This is a genomic window from Rhodococcus sp. IEGM1428 (assembly GCF_050321865.1).
GTDB lineage: Bacteria > Actinomycetota > Actinomycetes > Mycobacteriales > Mycobacteriaceae > Rhodococcoides.
In genome coordinates, this window is sequence record NZ_JBNQFW010000002.1 from 261,047 (window position 1) to 283,025 (window position 21,979).

Sequence of the window (21,979 nt, forward strand, 5' to 3'; positions counted from 1 at the left end):
TTGATGTCTGCACTGCTCGAACCCTTGCCCTCCGCGAACGACTCGGCAATCCCGACGACGCGAGGTGCACGGGGTCCCATCAGCCTGGTTCCACCGGCGATGCAGATACACCCCGTCCCGGTGCCTGCTAGCCCGTTCCCGCCGCGGCCCGACCTCACCGGCCGTGAGATCGAGGTGCTTCTCTGCTGGATTCGACACGACTCGAAGACCGAGGTTGCGAAAGCTCTGTTTCTCTCGCTCGGCACCGTCAACACCCACCTCACCCGCATCCGGGCCAAGTACACCTCGGTCGGACGACCGGCCCCGACCAAGGCAGGCCTGGTGGCACGGGCCCTCCAGGACGGACTGGTGGATATCTCGGAGCTGTGACCCGGCGTATCCGGACCACAGCGGACCCGCAGATCAGACGCTGACCGAGGTCTCCACGCCTTCCTTCTCGAGGCGCTTGTTCCGTCGGATACTGCTCAGCAGAGCAGCTCCGATGAACAGGATGCCCACGAAGCCGGTGATCAGCTCGTTGATGTGAACGCCGATCGAGACCAGCAGGATGATGGACAACGCACCGATCGCCCAGTGCGCACCGTGCTCGAGGTACACGTAGTCGGACAACGTTCCCTTACGAACCAAGAAGACCGTGATCGAGCGGACGAACATCGCGCCGATGAAGCCGAGGCCGAGCGCAATGATGATCGGGTCCGCAGTGATGGCGAAGGCACCGATGACGCCGTCGAACGAGAACGAGGCGTCGAGCACTTCGAGGTAGAGGAACAGGAAGAAGCCGGCCTTACCCGTCGCCTTTGCCAGTTCGCTGGGCCCACCCGACGACTCTTCGCCCTCTTCTTCGACGTGGAACAGCTCGCCGAGACCGTTCACCGCGATGTACGTGATCATGCCGAGCACGCCGGAGACCATGACCGTGGAGATCTTGTCGTCGTCGGCGAGAAATTCAGCGCTCAGGACCAGCAGCAGGCCCGCGACGACAACGGAGAGCTGATCGAGGCGACCGATTCGGGCGAGCGGCTTCTCCAACCAGCTCAGCCAGGTGATCTCGCGATCCTCGAAAATGAAGCCGAGGAAGAGCATCAGCAGGAACATCCCGCCGAACGCTGCGATCTGCGGGTGCGCGTCGGTGAGCAACGTTTCGTAGCTGGGTCGGCCGTCGTCGAAGTACGCCGCGTCGTTCGGCGGCGGGTTCAGCGCGAGGTCGATCGCGGCCACCGGGCCGAGCCCGGAGGCAGCCCAGACGATGACCAACGGGAAGAGCAGCCGCATACCGAACACGGCAATGACGATGCCGATGGTGAGGAAGATCTTCTGCCAGAACTCGCTCATCCGTCGCAGCACGGTGGCGTTGATGACGGCGTTGTCGAAGGACAGGGACACCTCGAGCACGCCGAGGATGAGGACGAGGATCATCGCCTCGATCCCGCCGTAGAGGAAGGCCACGATGACGGAGACGATGGTGACCGCGATCGACCATCCGAAGATCTTCACAACCACAGGTGTGGCCCTTCTGGCTAGGAGCGGAGCCGGCGGAGTGACCCGCCAGCTCAGGAGCGGAGCCGGCAGGAGCGACCGGTCGGGGCAGACAAATACGGAAAAACCCCCGCCCATCATGAACGATGAAGCGGGGGTATCCCCAATCTTGGGAGAGTCTTGACTAGACGTTTACTCCGAAGTCACGGGCGATGCCTGCGAGGCCGGATGCGTAGCCCTGACCGACTGCGCGGAACTTCCACTCCGCGCCGTTGCGGTACAGCTCACCGAAGACCATGGCGGTCTCGGTGGAGGCATCCTCGCTGAGGTCGTAGCGAGCGAGCTCGGAGTTGTCGGCCTGGTTGATGACGCGGATGAACGCGTTGCGCACCTGACCGAACGACTGCGAGCGTGCGTCCGCATCGTAGATCGACACGGGAAAGGTGATGGTCTCGATCTCCGGCGGCACAGCGGCGAGATCGACCTTGATCTGCTCGTCGTCTCCGTCGCCCTCACCCGTGGTGTTGTCTCCGGTGTGTTCGATGGAGCCGTCGGGAGACTTCAAGTTGTTGAAGAACACGAAGTGTCCGTCGCTGAGGGCCTTCTTCGTCGAGTTCAGCGCGATGGCGCTGGCATCGAGATCGAAGTCGGTACCGGTCGTCGTGCGGATGTCCCACCCGAGTCCGACCACGACTGCCGTGAGGTTCGGAGCTGCTTTGGTGAGCGAGACATTGCCACCCTTGCTGAGGCTGACGCCCATGGAGAGGTCCTTTCGCAAATGGTTTCCCGTTACGGGTACAACCGTAGTGGGAATGTCCGGTTCTTGGACGTACTCCGCCAACGACTGCGACATCGCCAGGGTTCCCGTCAGTACTATCGAGCAGGTGACAAGTCGCTGGCCTGGGGTGTTCCGCAGAGGAGCCGAATCCGACGCCTCCGCGCGCCGATCCCAGGACAACGCCGTCGCCGCCTTCCTCGATATGGACAAGCGTCAGTCCATTGCGTCGGCAGGCGTCGAGGCCTCCACCGCCTTGCGCCCCGAGGACAGACTCGCAGCCCGATGGGCCGACACCGAGAAGCAGTGCTTCGACGCCGGGGCCGCCTACCTCACCGCAACCGATCAATTCGACGGAATCACCACGGCTGCCGCCAGATCGGCATTCGACAACGCGACCCGACTACTGCACGATGCCAGCGCGGCGGTCGACCGGTTCTACGACGCCCATCGCGGCACCCTCGAGCAGGCCTCCGCCCAATTCGCGGCCACACCGCGCCTGGTGCACGACGCACTGACCGAGGCCGATGCCGCCCGAGCCACCGTCGACCAGCAGTACGCCGGGTACCCGTCGCTGCGTCTGGCTTGGCGCGAACTCGATTCGGCAACAACGCAATTGCAGAGCAATCAGCGCGATCCGCTGCGCGCACGCGAGCATGCCGCCCAGGTGCGCGAACGAGCCGCAGCTCTACGCGCGGCAGTGGAGTCGGCCCCAGGACGACTTCAGGAGGCCAGGACCGCACTGTCCTCGGTACGCACTCGAATCGAAGCCGTCCGAACGCGATCGGAGGGCATCGCCCCCGCCTTCTCCAGCCTGCTTCGCGAGTTCAATGCCAAGAGCTCGGCTGATCTTTCGCGCAACGAACGGTCGAGTGCGCGACACATCGAGCAGGCGGACGAGGATCTGCGCGCGGCGCGTTCGGCGCTCGACGCAGGCAATCCCGAGCAGTCGCTGGATCTGGTGACCCAGGCGCGCCAACACCTGAGCGATGCCGAACATCTGGTCGACGCGGTGACCGACCGAGTTCGTCTGCTGCGCGCGGTGAAGGCCGACCCGAAAGAGACCGAGAACAAAGTGCGGTTCAAACTTCGTGACGCTCAACAACTCGCGATCAATCGTGGCCTGGTTGCCGAATGGGGCTCGGTGTTGGATGCTCAGCTCGCCCGGATCGACAGGGCGAGCACAGCGCTGACGGGTACCCATCCCGACTACTGGTCATATCTGCAGGATCTGGATACCATTTCGGACTTCATCGCAGGCGTGATCGAACGCATGCGCAGCTCGCACTGATCACATTCACACGAAGGACAGTGGTGCAACACTTTCGCCATCTCGACGCAGACACCCGTGCACGAGTGTTCTTCCGGCAGCCGGAAGACATCGAGACGAGCGACGGAAACGACGTCGTGGCAACAGCTCTCGGCGCCACGCTGTACATCCCGGCGACACGCCCCGACCTGACCGCGACGGTGAACAAACGCACCGACGAGGGCGTGCGGTCCATCGTCATCGATCTCGAAGACGCTGTCGCAGATCATGATCTGGAAGAGGCTTTGGCCAACGCCATCCGAACTCTGAACGAACTCTCGGGGTCGAGTTCGCTCGTGTTCGTCCGGGCGCGCACCCCCGAGCACATCCGGACCATCTGCGCCGGCCTCACCCAGGGCGCGGGCGGGCTCGCCGGATTCGTCGTGCCGAAGTTCACTGCGGCACGCGGAGCCGAGTTCCTCGACGAGATCGTCGCGGCGTCGCGGTTGCACGGCACCCGCCTGTTCGCGATGCCCGTCCTCGAATCGCCGGAGGTGGTACACCGTGAGACCAGAGACGCAGAACTCGTTGCCATCCGTGAGCTACTGGGGACCTACCGCGACACGGTGCTGGCCGTGCGCATCGGAGCCACCGACATGTGCGGCACCTTCGGCATCCGACGCGACCGCGACCTGACGATCTACGACGTCCGCGTCGTCGCCGACGTCATCAGTGCGATCGTCAACCACCTGGGCCGCTACGACGGGTCCGGCTACGTCATCACCGGCCCGGTGTGGGAGTACTTCGCAGACCACGAACGCATGTTCCGTCCGTTGCTACGTCAGACACCCTTCGTCGACCAGGACGCCGTCCGCTTCCGCCAGCAACTGGTCAGCAGTGACCTCGACGCGCTCCTGCGCGAGGTTGCTCTCGACCGGGCCAACGGCATCCAGGGCAAGACCGTCATTCATCCGTCGCACGTCCCCGCCGTTCACGCCTTGTCCGCGGTGACGCACGAGGAATATCACGATGCACTCGACATCCTCTCGTCCGACCAAGGTGGCGTGCAGGCGTCCGGCTACCGGAACAAGATGAACGAACTGGGCCCACACCGCAATTGGGCGAAGCAAACGGTACTGCGCGCCAAGGCGTTCGGTGTCACCAACGAAGGAATCACGTTCGTGGACCTACTGACCGCGCTGGCACAACGATGAACCGGAATCCGGCCGACGGCATCGCCCTGACCGATACCGGCTCGTCGTCGTCCTGGGCTGCAACACAGTTGGTGCGTCCCGGTCTGCGTCGCAATCCCCGCCGCGCCCACTTGCTGGTCTCGACCGTGCTCGGCAAGCACATCCCCGTCGATCCCGACGTCGTCGTCTCGGCCGGCGAGGAACTGGCGGCTCTCGTCGCCGCCGCCGTGGACGGGTCCGATGTCGATGTGCTCGGATTCGCCGAAACTGCAACGGGATTGGGGCACACCGTCGCGACTGCCCTGGGCGCACACTGCTACCTGCATTCGACTCGGCGCACCGTTCCCGGGATGACCGTGCACGGTGAGTTCGAGGAGGGGCACTCGCACGCCACCGACCACCTGCTGATGCCGACATCGCCCGATCTTCTCGACGGCGAGCTGCCGTTGATTCTGGTGGACGACGAGATCTCGACCGGAGCGACGGCGCTGGATGCGTTGCGGCAGATTCATTCCTCGGCCGGACGCAGGCACTACGTCATCGCATCCCTGGTCGACATGCGTACCGACGAGCATCTTGCTGCAGCCTCGGCGGTGGCTACCGAGCTCGGCATTCGGATCGACAACGTGAGCCTCGCTCAGGGATCGGTGGAGCTCGCCCCCGGATTGGTGGAGACGGTGCTTGCCCTCCCCGATCCAGTATTCAATCCCGTTGCTGCACAGCCCAGTTCGGTGCACCGGGTGGACGCGCAGTGGCCGGCGACACTTCCCGACGGCGGACGGCACGGGTTTCTGCGATCCGACGCGGCTGGTTTCGACATCGCGATCGACGCACTTGCGGCCACCGTCGATGCTGCGCTGATCGAATCGACAGCGGTGGTGGTGATCGGCCACGAGGAGCTGATGTACCTGCCTCTCCGGCTGGCGGCCGCGCTACAGAAGCGGGGACACACCGCGCTGTTCCAGACCACCACCCGGTCGCCGGCATACGTTCTCGACCTGCCCGGGTATCCGCTGCGCCGCGGCTTCGAATTCGCTGCTCCCGAGGACGAATCGGGACTCCGCTACCTCTACAACGCATCGGCACCGGACGACGCGACGTTGATACTGGTTGCCGACGCCCCCGCAGACACGGACGCCCTGACGGCCGCGGCCGAGACTCTCGCCGCGTCGGGCGCCGACGTCGTACTCGTCGTCCTCACGGGTGCAGACCCGGTAGCACTCGAGATCGCTCGGCGGGCGCGACCGCTTCGAGGACCCGAATTCGGTTCGTACGCAGCAGAAGAAGTCACCTGGCTGCTCAAGGACCTCTCGTCGGTCTCGTTGGAAGCCGAAGTCAACGAGCGCGAGAAGGCGATTCAGGCCGGCACGGCACATTACGCCGAGTCGCTCCCGGTCGAATACCAGCCGGATCTCGCCTACCGTGAGCTGTTCGAGAAGGTATTGCAGGAGAGCGCATCACGCCTGGCAGTCGCCGTCGGTACCGTCACCGAGGTCGTCCTGGCCGAGCGCGGCTACGACATCGCCCTCGCATCACTGGCTCGCGCGGGGACACCCGTCGGAATCCTGATGCGTCGCTGGGCATTCGCTGCTCACGGCATCGAGATTCCGCACTACGCCGTCTCGATCGTGCGCGATCGAGGTATCGACGCCGTGGCGCTGCGCTACCTCGCCGACCACCACGACTCGCGCTCGGTGGTGTTCGTCGACGGCTGGACGGGCAAGGGTGCGATCGCCCGCGAACTCACCGCCGCGCTCCGCGGCTTTCCCGGAGCCCAGTTCGACGACGACCTCGCCGTGCTCGCCGATCCGGGCAACTGTGCACGCACCTACGGCACCCGCGACGACTTCCTCATCGCCTCGGCTTGCTTGAACTCGACTGTCTCGGGGCTGGTTTCACGGACCGTGCTCAACGACGAACTGATTCGGCCCGGTGACTTCCACGGGGCGAAGTACTACGCCGATCTAGCGCCCGACGACGTCTCACGCCACTTGCTCGACACCGTCGCTGCGCGTTTCGACGACGTCCGGGACGAGGTCGATGCCTCGGTGGCAACAGTGCTCGGCTCCGACCGAACACCCAACTGGTCCGGCTGGGCGTCGGTGGAGAAAGTACGTGCGGAGTACGGGATCTCGCACGTCAATTTCGTCAAACCCGGCGTCGGCGAAACCACTCGGGTGCTGTTACGTCGTGTCCCGTGGCGGGTACTGGTGCGCGACGCCGATGCGCCCGAGCACGAACACATCCGGATGCTCGCTGCGGCGCGGGGAGTCCCGGTGGACGTCGTCCCCGACCTCGCCTATTCGTGCATGGGACTGATCAAGAACGTCTCCACCGAGGACGCGTCGTGAGTGCTCTGGTTGCCGTGGACCTCGACCGCACGATGATCTTCTCCGAGGGGGCACTCGGGGTTCCACTGGACGACGCTTTCGAATGCGTGGAGGTGTACGAGGGGAAACCGTTGTCGTACATGAGCATTCGGTCCATCTCGCTGCTGCGCGAGTTGAGCGAGAGTGTTGTGGTCGTGCCGACCACGACTCGCACCATCGAGCAGTTCCGCCGGATCGCGCTCCCGGGAGCCCCGTGGAGGTACGCCATCACCAGCAACGGCGGCAACATTATCGTCGACGGCGAGCCGGACATGCACTGGCGCAACGGATTCGAGTTGGGTCTGGCCGGAATCGGCGCCGAGTTGAGATCGCGGGTGTCCGATGATTGGGTACTGAAGTACCGCGAGGCCGACGGGCTGTTCTGCTATCTCGTCGTAGACACGAAGGCTGTACCGGAGGACTTCGTCGCAGAGTGGTCGCGGTGGTGCGCCGCGCGGGACTGGAACGTCTCGCAGCAGGGGCGCAAGATCTACACGATGCCCAACGCGGTGTGCAAGAGCTCCGCGGTGGCCGAGGTTCGTTCCAGGCTGATTCAGGACGGCACCCTCGACGCCGATGACCGAGTCTTCGCCGCCGGTGACGGCGCACTCGACGCGGAGATGCTCATCGCCGCCGACGCCGCGATCCGTCCGCGGCACGGCGAACTGGAGCTGCTCGGTTTCACCCGCCCCGGGCTGACCGTCACCGATTCTTCCGGCGTCCGGGCCAGCGAGGAGATTCTCGAGTGGCTACGGAACCGAACTGCCGTGCGCCGCGTCTAACTGGTCGTCGGGGGGACAGACGTAGGGCAAGGGGTGGGTATGGCGGATCCGTATGCAGAACTCCAACAGCAGGTGCAGGCCATCATCGATCACGGGCCTGCAGCCGGCTTCGGGCCTGAGGCCGTCAATTCGCTCATCGAGAACACGTTCTCGAAGAAGAACGGTTCGTACGGATACGAGGGCGAGTACGAGCCGAACGAGGTCGTGGTCACCGAGTCGTTCGACGTGATGAAGCACGCGGAGATCGTGCAGAAGGTCAACACGCTCGCCGCGGAGTCGATATCGACGTCGTCGCAGAACTGGAACGATCTGGCCGCCGCAGCCACCGAAGGATCCGACAGTTTCCGGAACGGGATCGAAGGCGCGATGAGTTCCGGCTGGTCGGGCCCCACCTCGGCGGCCGTGCGGGGTGGGATCGGCGACTACACGTCCTCGGCCACGGCGCTGTCCACTGCCATGACGATGATCAGCAACAAACTGCTGGAGGCGCACGCAGGATTCACCCAGACCAGGGCTGCCGTACCTCCGATCGTCGACATCGGCGTCGGCGCGAGCATGCTCGAGTCGTCGTTTCCGAGCGGACTGCCGTTCGCCGATTCCATCAAGGAAATAGCGCGCCTGCACGACGAGCAAGAAGAGCAGGCACGCCAGGTCATGCGTTCGGTCTACGTGCCGGGGGTCCTGCAATCCGACGCCCAGGTTCCGGTGCTGCCTGCGGCACACGACCCCGTCGCCGACGGTGGCGGTGGCGGTTCGACCGCAGGCTGGGGACTCGGCGGGAGCGGCGGCGGATCCACCTCGGGTGTCGGTGCGGGGTCCGCGGGTGCAGCCGACCCGGCTGCAGCTCGGACACAACCCGGTGGTGCGGACCCTGCCGATGCCGGGCAACCGGGGATGGGATCGGGCCGGCCCGGATCCGGGCAAGCGGGATCGCTGCCGCCGGCCGACAGTGCCGGAGAAACGCGTGCCGCATCTGCTTCCGGACCCGGATCTGCCGGCGGCACCGGTTCTGGGGGTAGCGGTGGTTCGGGGGCCGGCGCTGGTTCCGGCAGCGGCTACGGCGGCTCGGGTTACAGCGGCTCTGGTTACAGCGGCGGCTCGGGTTATGCCGGCGGATCGGGTGGCGGTTCCGGTTCGGGATACGGCGGCTCCGGTTATGGTGGCTCCGTTCTCGGCTCGCCGATCGGCGGCACCGGGACCACCGGCGGCGGACCGGGCGGTAGCGGATCGGGCAGCGCAGCAGCGGCCGGACGTGCAGGGGCGCACGGCACACCGGGAATGGGCGGCATGGGGGCAGGAGGCGCGAGAGGAGCCGGCGACAACGACACCGATCATGCGACTCCCGGCTACCTGGTCGACGTCGGCAACGGTAGTGAACTGATCGGTGAGCTGCCTCTGGTCGCACCTCCGGTACTCGGCGGCTGAGCATGACGAGCTGGACCATGAACGGCATCGATTTCATGATGCTCTGCAGTCGATTCGGACGAGACCGACTGCCGTACCCCCTGGCTGTCACCGTCGACGTCGACACCGAGGACCGGTACCAACTTCTGCGGCGGGAGGCCTCGGCGAGAATAGATGCCGTGCTGGACGACAACCTCGGGGCGGCTCTTCGCACCCTCGTCGATCCGGTTGTGCGCATCGAATGTCGGGGCGACACACGCGATCCCCGCAACGGAACCATCCGTGCCCACGCGGCGGTGCGCCACGATGTTGCCGCGGTGCTCACCCAGCAGCCGGGACCCGACGCCACTTCGGGCGGTGCCGTCACGATCTCGTTGACCAGCCCTGCCCAGGCACCTGACCGTGTTCTCGCATCCCTTCCAGCCAATGCGGCAGGCCGACGACCGACCATGCGACTCGAACGATCTACTGCCACAGCAACAACGGCTGGGAGGCATCTGTCCACCGCGACCCGAGGGGCCACCGCGGACGAGCAGTTCCGGACCTTCTTCCACCGCCCACGATCCGCGGCCGGTGAAGTCATCGTCGCGCGCGGTAGGACGTACGACAACCGTCGCGATACCGACGCAGTCGCATTCTTCTGGATGGACTTCGAACGGGACGGCCGATACATCGTCTACTCCGAGGACACCATCGACATCCTGCCTGCCGATACCGCCGGCTTGGCGTCGGAGATCGGTCACCACATGGCGGTCGCGCTGCGACGGTAGTGCCGGCCACCCCTTGACACCCTATCGATAAGCGATAGGTTATCGATATTCGTTGTTATCGACTATCGATATGGAGGCGGCGAGATGGCATACGGACTCGGCTCGGCACGGGCCAACAAATGGGCGATGGCGTTCTACGCGGGAATCGCGGTGGTGTGGTCCGGATGGAGGCTGTGGCAGTACCACTCGTCGGACTACGTCAGCGCCACCGTCACGCCACGAGAAGGCGTGCCGACTCTCGACCTGTTCGGCGGACAGTTGCAATCAGGGAACGTCATCGAGCTCAGTGTCGCCAAAAGCGACGTCCAGCGACTCATCGGGATGATCGACTTCATGAGGTACGGCGAGATCGTAGCCGGCGGAATCGTGATCTTGGTGGGAATCTTCTTCGCGTACCGATTCTTCGACAATGTCATCAAAGAAACCCCGTTCAGCGTCGGTGCCAGCATCGATCTCGTCGTGGTTGCCGTCTGCCTGGTTCTGTACCCGGTCATCACCGGAGGCCTCCGAGTGATGAGTACCAACGCAATTCAGGGCGCACTCGAGACGACCGAGATCACCGATACTGCACGGAGCCTGGGCTCATTCTGGCTGGCCGTGATCGTGGCACTTGTCCTGCAATTCGTCTACGCAGTCCTTCGACAAGGCTCCAAGCTCGCTCGCGATGCCGAAGGCCTGGTCTGATGACGGAGGAGTTCGTCGACCATCTGGTCGTCTGCCATCTGGGCGAGATCCTCGACGCCCGCGGCATGACGCTCGCCGAACTCTCGCGTCTCGCCGGAGTCAGCGTCGTAAATCTCTCGGTGCTCAAGAACGACCGCGCCAAGGCCATCCGATTCTCGACCCTCACCGCGGTGTGCCGGGTGCTCGGCTGCACACCGGGCGACCTGTTCACCCTGCGCCGGATCTGACGTCCGCTCGGCCACAGCAGTCGGACAAATCGAACAAGTACATTGGATGACGGTAACCAGCACTTCGAGAGAGAGTCCATCACATTGTCTGCTCCGGCCGGTCAACCGTTGTCCAAGGGTCAGAACGGCCCCCTCACCGTCGGTGACGTCGTCGTCTCCATCGCGTTGGCCGTGCCCGCGGACCTGTCTGCACTACTGGTCACCGACGCCGGGAAGGTGCGGACGGACGCAGATTTTGTGTTCTTCAACCAGCCCACCGGCCCCGGCGTACGCCTCGAGCCCGGCCAGGGCGGTCCGGCCCGGCTGGCAGTCTCGCTTGCCGCCGTTCCCACAGACATCGAACAGATTCGCGCGGTCATCACCCTCGACGACGCGTCGAGCAACTTCGGTCGATCCACCGCTCCCGTCGCGCGGGTCAGCGACACGGCCGGAAACGTGTTGTACGAGTACACAATCGACGGGTTGAGCTCGGAGTCGATCGTGATCGCACTCGAGATCTACCGTCGCCAGGGCAGCTGGAAGGTGCGAGCCGTCGGGCAGGGTTACGCGGGCGGATTCGCCGCATTGGTGACCGACCACGGTGTGTCCGTCGACGACGCCCCTGCTCCCGCACCGACGCCTCCTCCCGCCCCCGCAACTCCACCGCCTCCCGCTGCCCCGCCGGCACCTCCCGCCGCACCGGTCCGCACCGAGGCACCGGAAGTCAGCCTCACCAAGGCCAAGCCCGTCAGCCTCACCAAGGGCCAGAAGGTCACTCTCCGCAAGGACGGCGGCGTGGCTCTGACGGTCATTCGCATGGGCCTGGGCTGGGACCCGGTCACCACTCCCAAGAAGGGCGGCCTCTTCGGCGGCGGCGGCCGCGCCGCGAACATCGACCTGGACGCGTCCGCGATCATGCTCGCGGACCGCAACGTCAACGATGTCGTCTACTACGGTCAGCTCAAAGCCAAGGACGGCTCGATCGTGCACCAGGGCGACAACCTCACCGGTGAGGGCGAGGGCGACGACGAGGTGATCGTGGTCGACCTGACGAAAGTGCCCCAGCACGTCACCGGCATCGTCTTCACCGTCACGTCGTACCGCGGTCAGACGTTCGAGCAGGTCGCCAACGCATTCTGCCGCCTGGTGGACAACACGACCAACACCGAGCTGGCGCGGTTCACCCTGCAGGGCGGCATGCCGTTCACCGGCTTGGTGATGGCCAAGGTGTATCGCCAGGGCAGCGAATGGAAACTACAGGCCATCGGCGACGGCATTCAGGCCAAGCACGCCGGTGAAGCCGTCAAACAGCTCGGCCGCTATATGTGACCTTGCGGGCAGTAGTCGTCCGATCTGCAGCGCCGTCGAGAACGCCACCGAGCGGGTCGACGGCGCTGCCGTTTCGAATGAGGTCTTCGGAGGGCCGGTAGATCTGTCGAATAATCAACGCGCACAACCCGATCACGGCGACATCGCGCACCACGACAGCTGCGGTGAACCACTGTTCGGGCACACCCTTGTTCTCCACGCCCAGGTAGTAGTACATCCGCGGAAACCAGACGAACGCGTCGATAGTCATCCACGCCAACAGTATTCGTCGATGCGGTAGTGCCAGTACGGCCAGTGGAACCAGCCACAGCGAATACTGCGGGCTCCACACCTTGTTGGTGAGTAGGAAGCCGGCCACCACCAGGAACACCAACTGCGCGAGCCGCGGCCGCACCGGGGCGGTAGTACCGATGTAGGCGATCACCGCACACACGATGGCGAACAACACCAGCGTCACGGCATTGAGGATCAAGGGCTTGGCACCTGCGTACAGCGGACCGTCGAAACCGGGCCAGCCGGTGAACGAGGTGACCACGTTGTACAGCGAATCCGGATCGGCCCCGCGCTCGGAGTTGAGCCGGAAGAACTCGTACCATCCCGACGGATACAGCAGTGCGAGAGGAAGATTGACCGCGAGCCAGGCTCCGATCGCGGCGCCGGCGGTCAGGCCCCACTCGCGCATCCGTCCGGTGCGCCAGCACAGCACCAACAGCGGACCGAGGAACAACAGGGGATAGAGCTTGGTGGCACCGCCGAGTCCGATCAGCACACCGGCGAGAACCGGCCGCTTCTTGGCCCATGCCAACAGACCGGTGAGCGCGAAAGCCGCTGCCAGAGCGTCGAAATTGGTGAAGCCGTGCACGATCACCAGCGGCGACGCAGCCACCAGGGCCGCGTCCCAGATTCGCCGTCCGGCAGCTATTGCCGTGGCCCACACGGTCACCAGCCAGGCGACGGCCAGCCCCAGGGCAACCACGTTGAAATACACGACGACGGGCAGGGCCTGGGGAAGGAAACTCAGCGAGTTCCACGTCTTCCCGACGACCATCGAGCCGTACTGGTACAGCCCCGCGAGCACCGGGTACTCCATGTACCGAACCTGGGTCGAGCCGTCGGCCTTGGTTTCTTCCCAGGACTTCTTGTACGGGAACGCACCTTGATCGAGTCGCTCGGCACCGTAGAGCGGAACGGTGTCCGAGTAGCACATCGCCACGTACTGCCGGCTGCCACTCCAATCCAGTCCGAGCTCACCGCCCGTGCCCACCGGAGCCTGCTGAATGCACGCGGCTTTCGCGAACCAACCGAAGCACAGAAAGACCACCGCCAGCAGCAGGATCACCCGCAGTGCGGTGAACCACCGTTGCCGTCCGATCACCGCGTGCCGTCCGACCGGACCGCCGATGACCGAGGACAGTTCCCCGGTCATCGGATCGGTCCGACTGGGTAGATCTCGGTCTACGGCGCTCGCCGAGTCGAGGCGACCGGGGCTCGCCAATGCTCGACCCTTGCGGTCGGGTTCGGTCGTCACCGGTGGAGTCGCTACTGCCCGGGTGTAGCCGGTTCGGGCGCTGCCGGTGCTGGTGCCGGCTCAGCCGGTGCCAATCCGGGCAGCGGGATCGTCACGCCGGGCAGAATTTCGACCTGCCGTGGAGTGATGACGACCGGTGGGGAGATTTCCGTAGGAATCGGCAATGTCACCTGCGGCGGAGCGGACGGTGCCGCCGTGGTGGTCGGAGCGGGCGCCGAATACTGCGGGACGCCTGCCTGACCGGCGATGGCCTCGGGCGTCGGGAACGTCTCGTTCGAGGTGCCCTCCAGCGTCCCGTCCATCGTCGCCTTCCAGATGTCCGACGGTATGCCCGATCCGTAGATCGGACCGCCGTAACTGTTCTCGAGCGGCAGGCCCTGTTCGGTACCGACCCACACTGCCGTCGACAGCGACGGGGTGTAGCCGACCATCCACGCGTCCTTGTTCTGACCGGTGTCGCCGAGCTGCGCGGTACCGGTCTTGGCGGCCGACTGACGACCGCCTGCGAGGTTGTGGCCGTTGGAGTATCCGGCGATCGGACGCATCGCCGAGGTCACGTTGTCCGCGACCGCCGCCGAGACCACCTGCTGGCCCGCCTCGGGTGCGCGGTCGAGCAACACCGTGCCGTCGGCCGTGACGACCTTCTGTACGAAGTGCGGGGTGTGGTACACCCCGGACGCCGCGAGTGTCGCATAGGCAGAGGCCATATCGAGGACCCGAGATTGGTACTGGCCAAGCACGATTCCGTAGTTCGGGCCGGCGTTGTCGGGCTCGGTCAACGTGGGGCCGACGCCCTCGATCTCCTGCGGGATACCGAGCCTGTGAGCCATGTCCGCGATGGCCTGCGGGCCGTTGTCCATGCCGAGCATCATGCGGTAGAAGCTCGTGTTGAGCGACCGCTTGAGGGCCTCGGCGATGGTGCAGGTTCCGCAGGATTCGCCCTCGACGTTGCTGATCTGGATGCCGTTGACGTCGAGCGAGGAGCTGTCGTACATCTTCGACAGGGGAATGCCCTGGTCCAGGGCAGCGGCGAGGCCGAACACCTTGAACGAGGAGCCGGTCTGCAGGCCCGATTGCGCGAAGTCGAATCCGCGCCCGTCCGCGCCGCCGTAGTACGAACGGACCGCGCCACTGCGCGGATCGATCGACACCGACGCCGTCCGCAGTTCCGACGGTTCGCCTTCGAGGTTGTTGTCCACGGCCTCGACCGCAGCGGCCTGCGCCTTCGGATCGATCGTCGTGGTGATCTGCAGACCCTCGGTGTTGAGGTCCTGCTCACTGACCCCGGCAGCGGACAACTCGCGCAGCACCTGGGCCTTGATCAGTCCGTTGGGACCCGCGTCGTCCGCGTCGCCGGAGTCCACCTGGGAGCTGGGGATCCACGGCGGATACTGCATCGCGGCTCGCTGGGTCGCGTCGAGCTGGCCCTGCGACACCATGCCGTCGAGCACGTAGTTCCAGCGCGCCTGAGCACCCGTGGGGTTGAACTCGGGATCCAGACCCGAGGGCTGCTGAATCGTCGCCGCCAGCACGGCACCTTCTTCGACCGAGAGCTGATCGACGGACTTACCGAAATACGCCGTCGACGCGGCTGCGATGCCGTACGCGCCGCGACCGAAGTAGATGGTGTTCAGATAGGCCGCGAGAATGTCGTCCTTGGACCACTGCCGCGCCATCTTGGAGGAGATGACCAGCTCGCGCATCTTGCGCGTCAGCGTCCGATCGTTACCGACCAAGGCGTTCTTCACGTACTGCTGGGTGATCGTGGAACCGCCGCCTGCGCTGTCGCGTCCGAGCACGTTGTCCCGCAGAGCTCGGCCGAATCCGGTTACCGAGAATCCAGGGTTGGAGTAGAAATCGCGGTCCTCGGCCGAGAGCACGGCATTGCGTACGTGCTCCGGGATCTGGTCGATCGTCACATCGGTCCGGTTGCCCTCGGGGGGCACCACCTTGCCGATCACGCTCGTGCCGTCGGACGCAAAGACAGTGGCGACCTGGTTGGTTCTGAGGTCACCGGGACGCGGGACGTCGACCAGCGTGTACGCCACCATGAACGCCAAAATCGGCACGATCAGACCCAAGGCGATCAGCGCGTACATCGTGCGCCGAACAACCCGCCACTTGGACTTCTTCTTCGTTTTCGCGGCGGAACCTCTTTCGGGCGGCCCGGGCGGTTCGCTGCCCGAGGAGCTGACTGATGGATCGTTCGGTTCGTGTGGCGGCGGGACGGATCCCGATCGGGTCACTCCCGCCGCACCGGCTGCCGGCCCTACTGCGGAGCGCGCAGCGGGCGTGACCGGCGGCTCCCCATACCGGCGTTCACCGGGGGGCCGACCCTGCGGCGGCATCGGCCGCTGCCCGGACGCTGGTCCCGGACGCTGCCCGGGCGGAGGCATCGGAGGCCGACCCTGAGGCGGCATAGGACGCTGCCCGGGCGGAGGACCGGGACGCTGCCCGGGCGGAGGCATCGGAGGCCGACCCTGAGGCGGCATCGGACGCTGCCCGGGCGGAGGTCCAGGACGCTGTCCCGGGGGAGGTCCCGGTCGCTGACCGGGGGGAGGCATCGGTGGCCGACCCTGAGGCGGCATCGGACGCTGGCCGGGCGCAGGCATCGGACGCTGACCGGGCGGCGGTATTGGGCGACGCCCGGGCGGATCGGAATGCCTGCTGCCGCGCGGGGGTCCCGGCACGTCGGGACGTCGTCCGGAGTCGCTACGGCCAGGTTCGTTGTTACCGGGGTTGTTGTCGTAGGGGGAACTCACGTACAGATCTCCAGTAATTTCGGCGGCCGCGTCGACTTCTCGCGAAAAGGCATCAGCCGAGCGATTGTGTCACTCACTCGCGGTACGACGGTTCGGTTGGCGGGAACCCGATCGCGGACGACGGGGTTGCTTGGGTGCGGGGACGGCCCCGAGGACATAGGACTGGACGAGGTGGTTCCAGCTGCAGGAGCGGCACACCTCGACCACGTGGACCGAGAATTCCTCCTGGGTCGCAGCGAGCCGGACGAGTTCGTCGGCCGTTCGCGCCGACCCGGACAGCGCACCGAGCTTCTCACCGAAAACCCAGGACACCAAGGTGAGCTGCTCTTTGCGGCAGATGGGGCACACCACATCACTACCGCGTCCGTGGAACTTGGCAGCGCGGAGCAGGTACGGATCCGCGTCGCAGACCGCCGCGACACCCGTCCTACCGGAGTAGACCTCGGCCAGCAGCGACCGACGCTGAAGGGCGTAGTCCACCACCTGTCGCTGAAGTCGCACGAGGACCAGAGTACGTGCGCCCCCTCCGATGGGGACCTGCGAACCCCCGCCTCGACGACGAGCGGCTCCCCTTTCGGGCCCGAGAAACTATGCTCCACCTGTGCCGACGCGATCTGCCCCCTCCACACGTGCGAGAGATGCAGATCGCACCGACGCGTGCGCAACCCTCGATCGAGCCCGCGACGAAGGGCAGCTGACCGACGCCGAACACTCCGTGCGGGTTGCAACGGCTCTGAAAGCGACCACGCTGGGCGATCTTCATCAGCTCATCGAAGACCTACAGGGCGAGACCGATCTCGCGGAGATGGCCTCGTGGAAAAGCGTCACCGTGCCCGGGCGACGTGGACGCCGGCTGGGGCTACTGACAGTGGTCGTGCCGTTGATCGGTGCCATCGTGGCCCTGACGTTCGGCATCCGCTCCTGCGCCGTGGCCGACGACCCTCGCCACCAGTTCGGCCCCGCGGGATTTCTCGAACTCGAGGGTCTCGAACGGGTCGTGTCTGTTGCACGCGAAGAGCTCGGTACGACGGTTGTCGACGACCTCTCTGTGTATCCGGACTACGCCATCTACACCCATGCCGTCCGCGACCGTCCATTTCTCTACACGGACTCGATCTACCGCGACGGGTCCATGGACGACTTCGGCACTCCGTCCACCCGTACTCCCTCCACCCTCACCGTCGACATCGAGATGCTCGACCTGCCCGTCGTCGCAGGCGTGATCGCCGGCGCGGGCGTCAGCTTGAATCTCACCCGGGTCGATACCGTCTACCTTCTGGTACGCGATTTCGGCGGTGGCCCCCAAGTCTCGGTGTACGCGAGTAATGAACTCGGTGAAAATGGTTATCTCACAACGGATCTCGACGGTCACTTCACCTCCGTTAGACCGTTCGATCCGGAAGAATAGGGGCCGACCATGGCGGAAAACTCGAGCAAACGAGCGCGGGACATCGATCGCGTTACGACGGCAACCGCACTGGATAAGGCGTACTCCGACGGTCAGATGACCTACGAGGAACATCGACTTCGCATCGAAAGAGCTCGCACTGCAGTCACACTCAGCGATCTCCGCGCTCTGACCGACGACCTGCAAAGCGACGTCGACCTGCCGGAACCGCCGCCGCGGCACTACGAACCCAAGCGCCGGGTGCTGTACGCACTTCTGGCCGTCATCGTCGTCGCGGTGGGATTGACCGTGATCCTGCTCGACTCTCGCGCCGACGACGAGCCGATCCTGGCTGCCGTTCCCACATCGACTCCGACACCGGTGGTGGAGGTTGCCGACGGTGTGACGCCGATTGTCGCGCGGCCCTTCGTCTTCGACACCGCCGCTGGTCTCGACGACTTCCGAGCGCGCTACCTCGAGCAGTACAAGTCCTTGGAGGTGATCGCGGTAAGTATCCGCCTGGTCGACCAGCGGGCCGATGTCTACCGCTTCGACGCCGATCGCGCCGTCGAAGACGTGAGCGTCAACGGCGGCTTCGAGCCAAGGCTGTACTCGTCGCCCAGCCTGAACGACGCCGGGACCTTCGACTGGACGACGATCGACCACACACTCGTAGCCAATTTGCTTGCCGGAGTGCCCGAATCGCTCGGGAACCCGAGTGCCGTGGTGGACAGCCTGACGATCGACAACCAAGAGAGACCGGAGATCGAATTCCGCACCGACAGCGGACGAATCGTCTACGACTTCGCCGGAAACCCGATCGCGGTGTACACGTAGTCCAGTGGTCTCGACGAACCGTCGCTTTCGCCCGAGACTTCCCGACGATGTAGGTGCCCTCTAAATCGATTCCCTGTCCGTCACCCCTGGGCGTTCAGTGAACGGCATGAACACGTTCCGAACGTTCCACCACCTGACCGCCGACCCACCCGCCGCGCTCGTCTACGCACGGATCGCGGACCTGCACGACGCGGCGCGGGCCCAGCAGATCGACCCGATCGCGCGTCGTCCGCGGCTCCTGACCCGCCTGGTCGACGCCGTACTTCGGTCGAGGCCCGACCACCGCCCACTCTTGCGGCATCGCGCGACGTCGGTCTAGCGTCGCAGCACGATGATCACCTATCGGCTCGGCGTCGACGATCTGGCTCGCGTGCGGCTGGCGTACTCGGCGATGACCGAAACGGCATTGAGTTTGTGGGCCCTGGTGCTGGGGCCGCAGGGCAGGTTTCATCTGACGCAGTGGCATGAGCAAGCCCGGAATGCCGAAGCGCACTACGACGCCGAGCTGGTGCGCGCACTCGTATCCCCTTCCGGAGCACGGATTCCCGACTTCATCACACCGCTGCCCACCGACAAACGACTCGGCCTGGAGGAGGAGTGCGAGCTGATCGCGACGTCCGATCCGGCCGTCGTCGCACACGACCTCATGACTGTGTTCGAGGGTCGTCCGCCGCCGGCGGCGCTGGCCGGAGTCTTCGATGACCCGCAGGGCGCAGCGCAGGTGGTGGCCGACGCCCTCTACGACTACCACCGCGCAGCAATCGCTCCATACTGGTCGGCGATCAACCGAGTCCTGGAGTCGGACATCATCTTTCGCGGCAGAGAGTTCGCACAGCGAGGTGCAACGGGTCTGTTCGACGGGCTCGGTAGCTCTATTCGGTGGCTGGAAAACGGACTGCTGGAAGTGCACTTGACGACGTCGTCCGTCGGCGACGGGTCACCTGACGACCGAGGACTGGTGCTCACCCCGTCCGTTTTCACCAAGAACGTGACGGCAATCTGGAACCAGGCGTCACCCGGCCACTCGTGGCTGTCGTATCCGGCGCGCGGACAGGGAACGATGATCGGGGAGTACACCCCACTCGACCGAGGTCCTGCACTCGCGGCGTTGGTCGGTAGCGCAAAGGCCGAGCTGCTGCTCGCGCTCGCCGAGCCCGCTTCCACCTCGCAGCTCGCGCACCGGTTCTCCGTTACGCCAAGCGCCGTGTCACAGAACCTTCGGGTGTTGCGCGACAACGGACTGATCGAGGGCTCTCGACACGGCCGGTCGGTGTTGTACCGGCCCACGCCGCTCGGAACACAGATGGCGGCACAGCATCGAGGAGATCGGTAACCCACCTGCCCGCTCCATCGCTCGATTCGAGCTCACGGCAGCGTCTCGGCACGACAAAACCGGACACCGGCTTGTCATTCAATGTATCGGCGCGATACATTCTTCGATAGTGCAGTCAATCGCATCGCCATGTTGTGTCGTCGGAATCGAGAAGGGGGAGTTGCATGCTCGAGCTCGCAATTCTCGGTTTGCTTCTCGAATCCCCCATGCACGGCTACGAGCTCCGCAAGCGGCTCACTGGCCTACTCGGAGCTTTTCGAGCATTTTCGTACGGATCGCTGTACCCGGCACTCCGTCGACTTCAAACCGACGGTCTCATCGCCGAGGACGCCGGTCCCGAATTGCTCGTGAAACGACGAGCAAAACGGGTGTACGTGCTCACCCCACTCGGCAGGGAACGATTTGCCGAACTGGTGGCCGACACCGGACCGCAGAACTACACCGACGACGGATTCGGCGTACATCTGGCCTTCTTCAGCCGGACCCCGGCGGAAGCTCGGGTCCGCATTCTCGAAGGCAGACGTCGCCAGGTCGAGGAGCGCCGAGAAGGCCTCCGCGACGCAGTAGCCAAGGCGAACGGGACTCTCGACCGCTACACCCGGCAGCTACACCAGCTCGGTCTCGAATCGAGCGAACGCGAGGTGCGCTGGCTCAACGAAGTCATCGCGGCCGAGCAGGCCGGCCCCAACCCAGCACCGTCCCACACAGCACCGAACCGGACAGTCAAGACAGAAGGAGAACCCGACCATGGGTGAGAACAACAACGCAATCCGCGTGGCCATTGTGGGTGTGGGCAACTGCGCCTCATCCCTGGTCCAGGGTGTCGAGTACTACAAGGACGCAGACGAGAACGCCACCGTTCCCGGCCTGATGCACGTGATGTTCGGCAAGTACCACGTCCGCGACGTCGAGTTCGTCGCCGCGTTCGACGTGGACGCCAAGAAGGTCGGCTTCGACCTCTCCGAGGCCATCTTCGCCAGCGAGAACAACACCATCAAGATCGCCGACGTGCCCCCGAGCACCGTCAGCGTCCAGCGCGGACCGACCCTCGACGGCATCGGCAAGTACTACTCCGAGACCATCGAGATCTCCGACGCCGAGCCCGTCGACGTGGCACAGGCCCTTCGTGACGCCAAGGTGGACGTGCTCGTGTCCTACCTGCCCGTCGGATCCGAAGAAGCCGACAAGTTCTACGCACAGGCATCCATCGACGCAGGCGTCGCCTTCGTCAACGCACTGCCCGTCTTCATCGCCAGCGATCCCGTCTGGGCCAAGAAGTTCGAGGACGCAGGCGTTCCCATCGTCGGCGACGACATCAAGAGCCAGGTCGGTGCCACCATCACCCACCGGGTCATGGCGAAGCTGTTCGAGGACCGCGGCGTGCAGCTCGACCGCACCATGCAGCTCAACGTCGGCGGCAACATGGACTTCCTCAACATGCTCGAGCGCACCCGCCTCGAGTCGAAGAAGATCTCCAAGACCCAGGCCGTGACGTCGAACCTCCAGAAGGAGTTCAACGCCAAGGACGTCCACATCGGACCGTCCGACCACGTCGGCTGGCTCGACGACCGCAAGTGGGCCTACGTCCGCCTCGAAGGCCGCGCCTTCGGTGACGTTCCCCTCAACCTCGAGTACAAGCTCGAAGTCTGGGACTCGCCCAACTCCGCCGGCGTCATCATCGATGCTGTCCGCGCCGCCAAGATCGCCAAGGACCGCGGCATCGGTGGACCGGTCATCCCGGCTTCCGCATACCTGATGAAGAGCCCGCCGAAGCAGCTGGCCGACGACGTCGCCCGCGAGCAGCTCGAAGCGTTCATCATCGACGCATAAGTGCCTGCGACAGTGGTGTGACCGAGTGCCCCAGCGGCACTCGTCCGCACCACTACGCAAAACGC

The 21,979-nt window shown here is 65.1% G+C and carries 21 protein-coding genes; 16 read left to right on the plus strand and 5 right to left on the minus strand.

Annotated elements, in window-relative coordinates:
* The first annotated feature begins 3 nt into the window (after positions 1-3).
* The gene (locus tag ACQR3T_RS09830) at positions 4-369 is read left to right on the plus strand and encodes a helix-turn-helix transcriptional regulator (protein ID WP_032378701.1); all 366 of its coding nucleotides are present in this window, start codon (positions 4-6) and stop codon (positions 367-369) included.
* 33 nt (positions 370-402) lie between these two features.
* On the opposite strand, the gene ACQR3T_RS09835 is transcribed toward ACQR3T_RS09830, so the two are convergent.
* Both ACQR3T_RS09835 and ACQR3T_RS09840 read right to left on the minus strand, forming a co-directional pair.
* On the minus strand, positions 403-1,500 hold the full coding sequence (locus ACQR3T_RS09835; RefSeq protein ID WP_428693267.1) for a DUF475 domain-containing protein: 1,098 nt from the start codon (positions 1,498-1,500) through the stop codon (positions 403-405).
* A 160-nt stretch (positions 1,501-1,660) separates the two neighbouring features.
* Positions 1,661-2,236 carry a TerD family protein gene (locus ACQR3T_RS09840; RefSeq protein WP_027495074.1) on the minus strand — a complete coding sequence of 192 codons (576 nt, stop codon included), beginning with the start codon at positions 2,234-2,236 and terminating at the stop codon, positions 1,661-1,663.
* A gap of 220 nt (positions 2,237-2,456) precedes the next feature.
* Here ACQR3T_RS09840 and ACQR3T_RS09845 point away from each other — a divergent pair, with 220 nt between their 5' ends.
* The 9 genes from ACQR3T_RS09845 to ACQR3T_RS09885 all read left to right on the plus strand — a co-directional run bounded on the left by ACQR3T_RS09845 (position 2,457) and on the right by ACQR3T_RS09885 (position 12,237).
* A complete protein-coding gene (locus ACQR3T_RS09845; RefSeq protein WP_428693899.1) occupies positions 2,457-3,542 on the plus strand; it encodes a hypothetical protein in 1,086 nt (361 codons plus the stop codon).
* Between the two features lie 23 nt (positions 3,543-3,565).
* Positions 3,566-4,714, plus strand: coding sequence for an HpcH/HpaI aldolase/citrate lyase family protein (locus tag ACQR3T_RS09850; RefSeq protein WP_037175242.1), 1,149 nt, complete (start codon positions 3,566-3,568; stop codon positions 4,712-4,714).
* The gene (locus ACQR3T_RS09855; protein ID WP_428693268.1) at positions 4,711-7,044 is read left to right on the plus strand and encodes a phosphoribosyltransferase; all 2,334 of its coding nucleotides are present in this window, start codon (positions 4,711-4,713) and stop codon (positions 7,042-7,044) included. Before ACQR3T_RS09850 ends, ACQR3T_RS09855 begins: the two co-directional genes overlap by 4 nt.
* Positions 7,041-7,844 (plus strand): HAD family hydrolase, encoded by an 804-nt coding sequence (locus tag ACQR3T_RS09860; RefSeq protein WP_428693269.1) that lies wholly within the window; start codon positions 7,041-7,043, stop codon positions 7,842-7,844. Before ACQR3T_RS09855 ends, ACQR3T_RS09860 begins: the two co-directional genes overlap by 4 nt.
* Before the next feature lie 39 nt (positions 7,845-7,883).
* A complete protein-coding gene (locus ACQR3T_RS09865) occupies positions 7,884-9,269 on the plus strand; it encodes a PPE domain-containing protein (RefSeq protein ID WP_428693270.1) in 1,386 nt (461 codons plus the stop codon).
* Positions 9,270-9,286: 17 nt separating this feature from the next.
* On the plus strand, positions 9,287-10,018 hold the full coding sequence (locus ACQR3T_RS09870; RefSeq protein WP_165712594.1) for an ESX secretion-associated protein EspG: 732 nt from the start codon (positions 9,287-9,289) through the stop codon (positions 10,016-10,018).
* Positions 10,019-10,102: 84 nt separating this feature from the next.
* On the plus strand, positions 10,103-10,702 hold the full coding sequence (locus ACQR3T_RS09875) for a hypothetical protein (RefSeq protein WP_428693271.1): 600 nt from the start codon (positions 10,103-10,105) through the stop codon (positions 10,700-10,702).
* A complete protein-coding gene (locus ACQR3T_RS09880) occupies positions 10,702-10,929 on the plus strand; it encodes a helix-turn-helix domain-containing protein (RefSeq protein ID WP_428693272.1) in 228 nt (75 codons plus the stop codon). Before ACQR3T_RS09875 ends, ACQR3T_RS09880 begins: the two co-directional genes overlap by 1 nt.
* A gap of 84 nt (positions 10,930-11,013) precedes the next feature.
* Complete coding sequence (locus tag ACQR3T_RS09885) at positions 11,014-12,237, plus strand: TerD family protein (protein WP_230594627.1); 1,224 nt, start codon at positions 11,014-11,016, stop codon at positions 12,235-12,237.
* Here the strand turns inward: ACQR3T_RS09885 and ACQR3T_RS09890 are convergent.
* The 3 genes from ACQR3T_RS09890 to ACQR3T_RS09900 form a co-directional block, all read right to left on the minus strand.
* Positions 12,212-13,663 (minus strand): glycosyltransferase family 87 protein, encoded by a 1,452-nt coding sequence (locus tag ACQR3T_RS09890; protein ID WP_428693900.1) that lies wholly within the window; start codon positions 13,661-13,663, stop codon positions 12,212-12,214. The genes ACQR3T_RS09885 and ACQR3T_RS09890 overlap by 26 nt on opposite strands.
* Positions 13,664-13,776: 113 nt before the next feature.
* Positions 13,777-15,864, minus strand: a complete 2,088-nt coding sequence (locus tag ACQR3T_RS09895) for a transglycosylase domain-containing protein (RefSeq protein ID WP_428693901.1) — start codon at positions 15,862-15,864, stop codon at positions 13,777-13,779.
* A 732-nt stretch (positions 15,865-16,596) separates the two neighbouring features.
* Complete coding sequence (locus tag ACQR3T_RS09900) at positions 16,597-17,028, minus strand: DUF5318 domain-containing protein (protein ID WP_170944655.1); 432 nt, start codon at positions 17,026-17,028, stop codon at positions 16,597-16,599.
* Between the two features lie 100 nt (positions 17,029-17,128).
* Between ACQR3T_RS09900 and ACQR3T_RS09905 the strand changes: the two genes are divergently transcribed.
* The 6 genes from ACQR3T_RS09905 (at position 17,129) to ACQR3T_RS09930 (ending at position 21,914) form a co-directional block, all read left to right on the plus strand.
* On the plus strand, positions 17,129-17,935 hold the full coding sequence (locus tag ACQR3T_RS09905; RefSeq protein WP_032378708.1) for a DUF1707 SHOCT-like domain-containing protein: 807 nt from the start codon (positions 17,129-17,131) through the stop codon (positions 17,933-17,935).
* A gap of 9 nt (positions 17,936-17,944) precedes the next feature.
* On the plus strand, positions 17,945-18,751 hold the full coding sequence (locus ACQR3T_RS09910) for a DUF1707 SHOCT-like domain-containing protein (RefSeq protein ID WP_032378709.1): 807 nt from the start codon (positions 17,945-17,947) through the stop codon (positions 18,749-18,751).
* Positions 18,752-18,857: 106 nt separating this feature from the next.
* Positions 18,858-19,070 (plus strand): hypothetical protein, encoded by a 213-nt coding sequence (locus tag ACQR3T_RS09915; protein WP_155291036.1) that lies wholly within the window; start codon positions 18,858-18,860, stop codon positions 19,068-19,070.
* Positions 19,071-19,082: 12 nt separating this feature from the next.
* Positions 19,083-20,084 carry an ArsR/SmtB family transcription factor gene (locus ACQR3T_RS09920; RefSeq protein WP_428693273.1) on the plus strand — a complete coding sequence of 334 codons (1,002 nt, stop codon included), beginning with the start codon at positions 19,083-19,085 and terminating at the stop codon, positions 20,082-20,084.
* Positions 20,085-20,248: 164 nt separating this feature from the next.
* Positions 20,249-20,839 carry a PadR family transcriptional regulator gene (locus tag ACQR3T_RS09925; protein WP_032378711.1) on the plus strand — a complete coding sequence of 197 codons (591 nt, stop codon included), beginning with the start codon at positions 20,249-20,251 and terminating at the stop codon, positions 20,837-20,839.
* Complete coding sequence (locus ACQR3T_RS09930) at positions 20,832-21,914, plus strand: inositol-3-phosphate synthase (RefSeq protein ID WP_032378712.1); 1,083 nt, start codon at positions 20,832-20,834, stop codon at positions 21,912-21,914. Before ACQR3T_RS09925 ends, ACQR3T_RS09930 begins: the two co-directional genes overlap by 8 nt.
* Positions 21,915-21,979: the final 65 nt, after the last annotated feature.

Coding starts and splice junctions, on each gene's coding strand:
- ACQR3T_RS09870 (WP_165712594.1), top strand. CDS start 9,287: ATGAACGGCATCGATTTCATGATGCTCTGCAGTCGATTCGGACGAGAC.
- ACQR3T_RS09840 (WP_027495074.1), bottom strand. CDS start 2,236: ATGGGCGTCAGCCTCAGCAAGGGTGGCAATGTCTCGCTCACCAAAGCA.
- ACQR3T_RS09915 (WP_155291036.1), top strand. CDS start 18,858: ATGAACACGTTCCGAACGTTCCACCACCTGACCGCCGACCCACCCGCC.
- ACQR3T_RS09865 (WP_428693270.1), top strand. CDS start 7,884: ATGGCGGATCCGTATGCAGAACTCCAACAGCAGGTGCAGGCCATCATC.
- ACQR3T_RS09920 (WP_428693273.1), top strand. CDS start 19,083: ATGATCACCTATCGGCTCGGCGTCGACGATCTGGCTCGCGTGCGGCTG.
- ACQR3T_RS09910 (WP_032378709.1), top strand. CDS start 17,945: ATGGCGGAAAACTCGAGCAAACGAGCGCGGGACATCGATCGCGTTACG.
- ACQR3T_RS09895 (WP_428693901.1), bottom strand. CDS start 15,864: ATGTACGCGCTGATCGCCTTGGGTCTGATCGTGCCGATTTTGGCGTTC.
- ACQR3T_RS09855 (WP_428693268.1), top strand. CDS start 4,711: ATGAACCGGAATCCGGCCGACGGCATCGCCCTGACCGATACCGGCTCG.
- ACQR3T_RS09930 (WP_032378712.1), top strand. CDS start 20,832: ATGGGTGAGAACAACAACGCAATCCGCGTGGCCATTGTGGGTGTGGGC.
- ACQR3T_RS09845 (WP_428693899.1), top strand. CDS start 2,457: ATGGACAAGCGTCAGTCCATTGCGTCGGCAGGCGTCGAGGCCTCCACC.
- ACQR3T_RS09880 (WP_428693272.1), top strand. CDS start 10,702: ATGACGGAGGAGTTCGTCGACCATCTGGTCGTCTGCCATCTGGGCGAG.
- ACQR3T_RS09830 (WP_032378701.1), top strand. CDS start 4: ATGTCTGCACTGCTCGAACCCTTGCCCTCCGCGAACGACTCGGCAATC.
- ACQR3T_RS09890 (WP_428693900.1), bottom strand. CDS start 13,663: ATGACCGGGGAACTGTCCTCGGTCATCGGCGGTCCGGTCGGACGGCAC.
- ACQR3T_RS09925 (WP_032378711.1), top strand. CDS start 20,249: ATGCTCGAGCTCGCAATTCTCGGTTTGCTTCTCGAATCCCCCATGCAC.
- ACQR3T_RS09875 (WP_428693271.1), top strand. CDS start 10,103: ATGGCATACGGACTCGGCTCGGCACGGGCCAACAAATGGGCGATGGCG.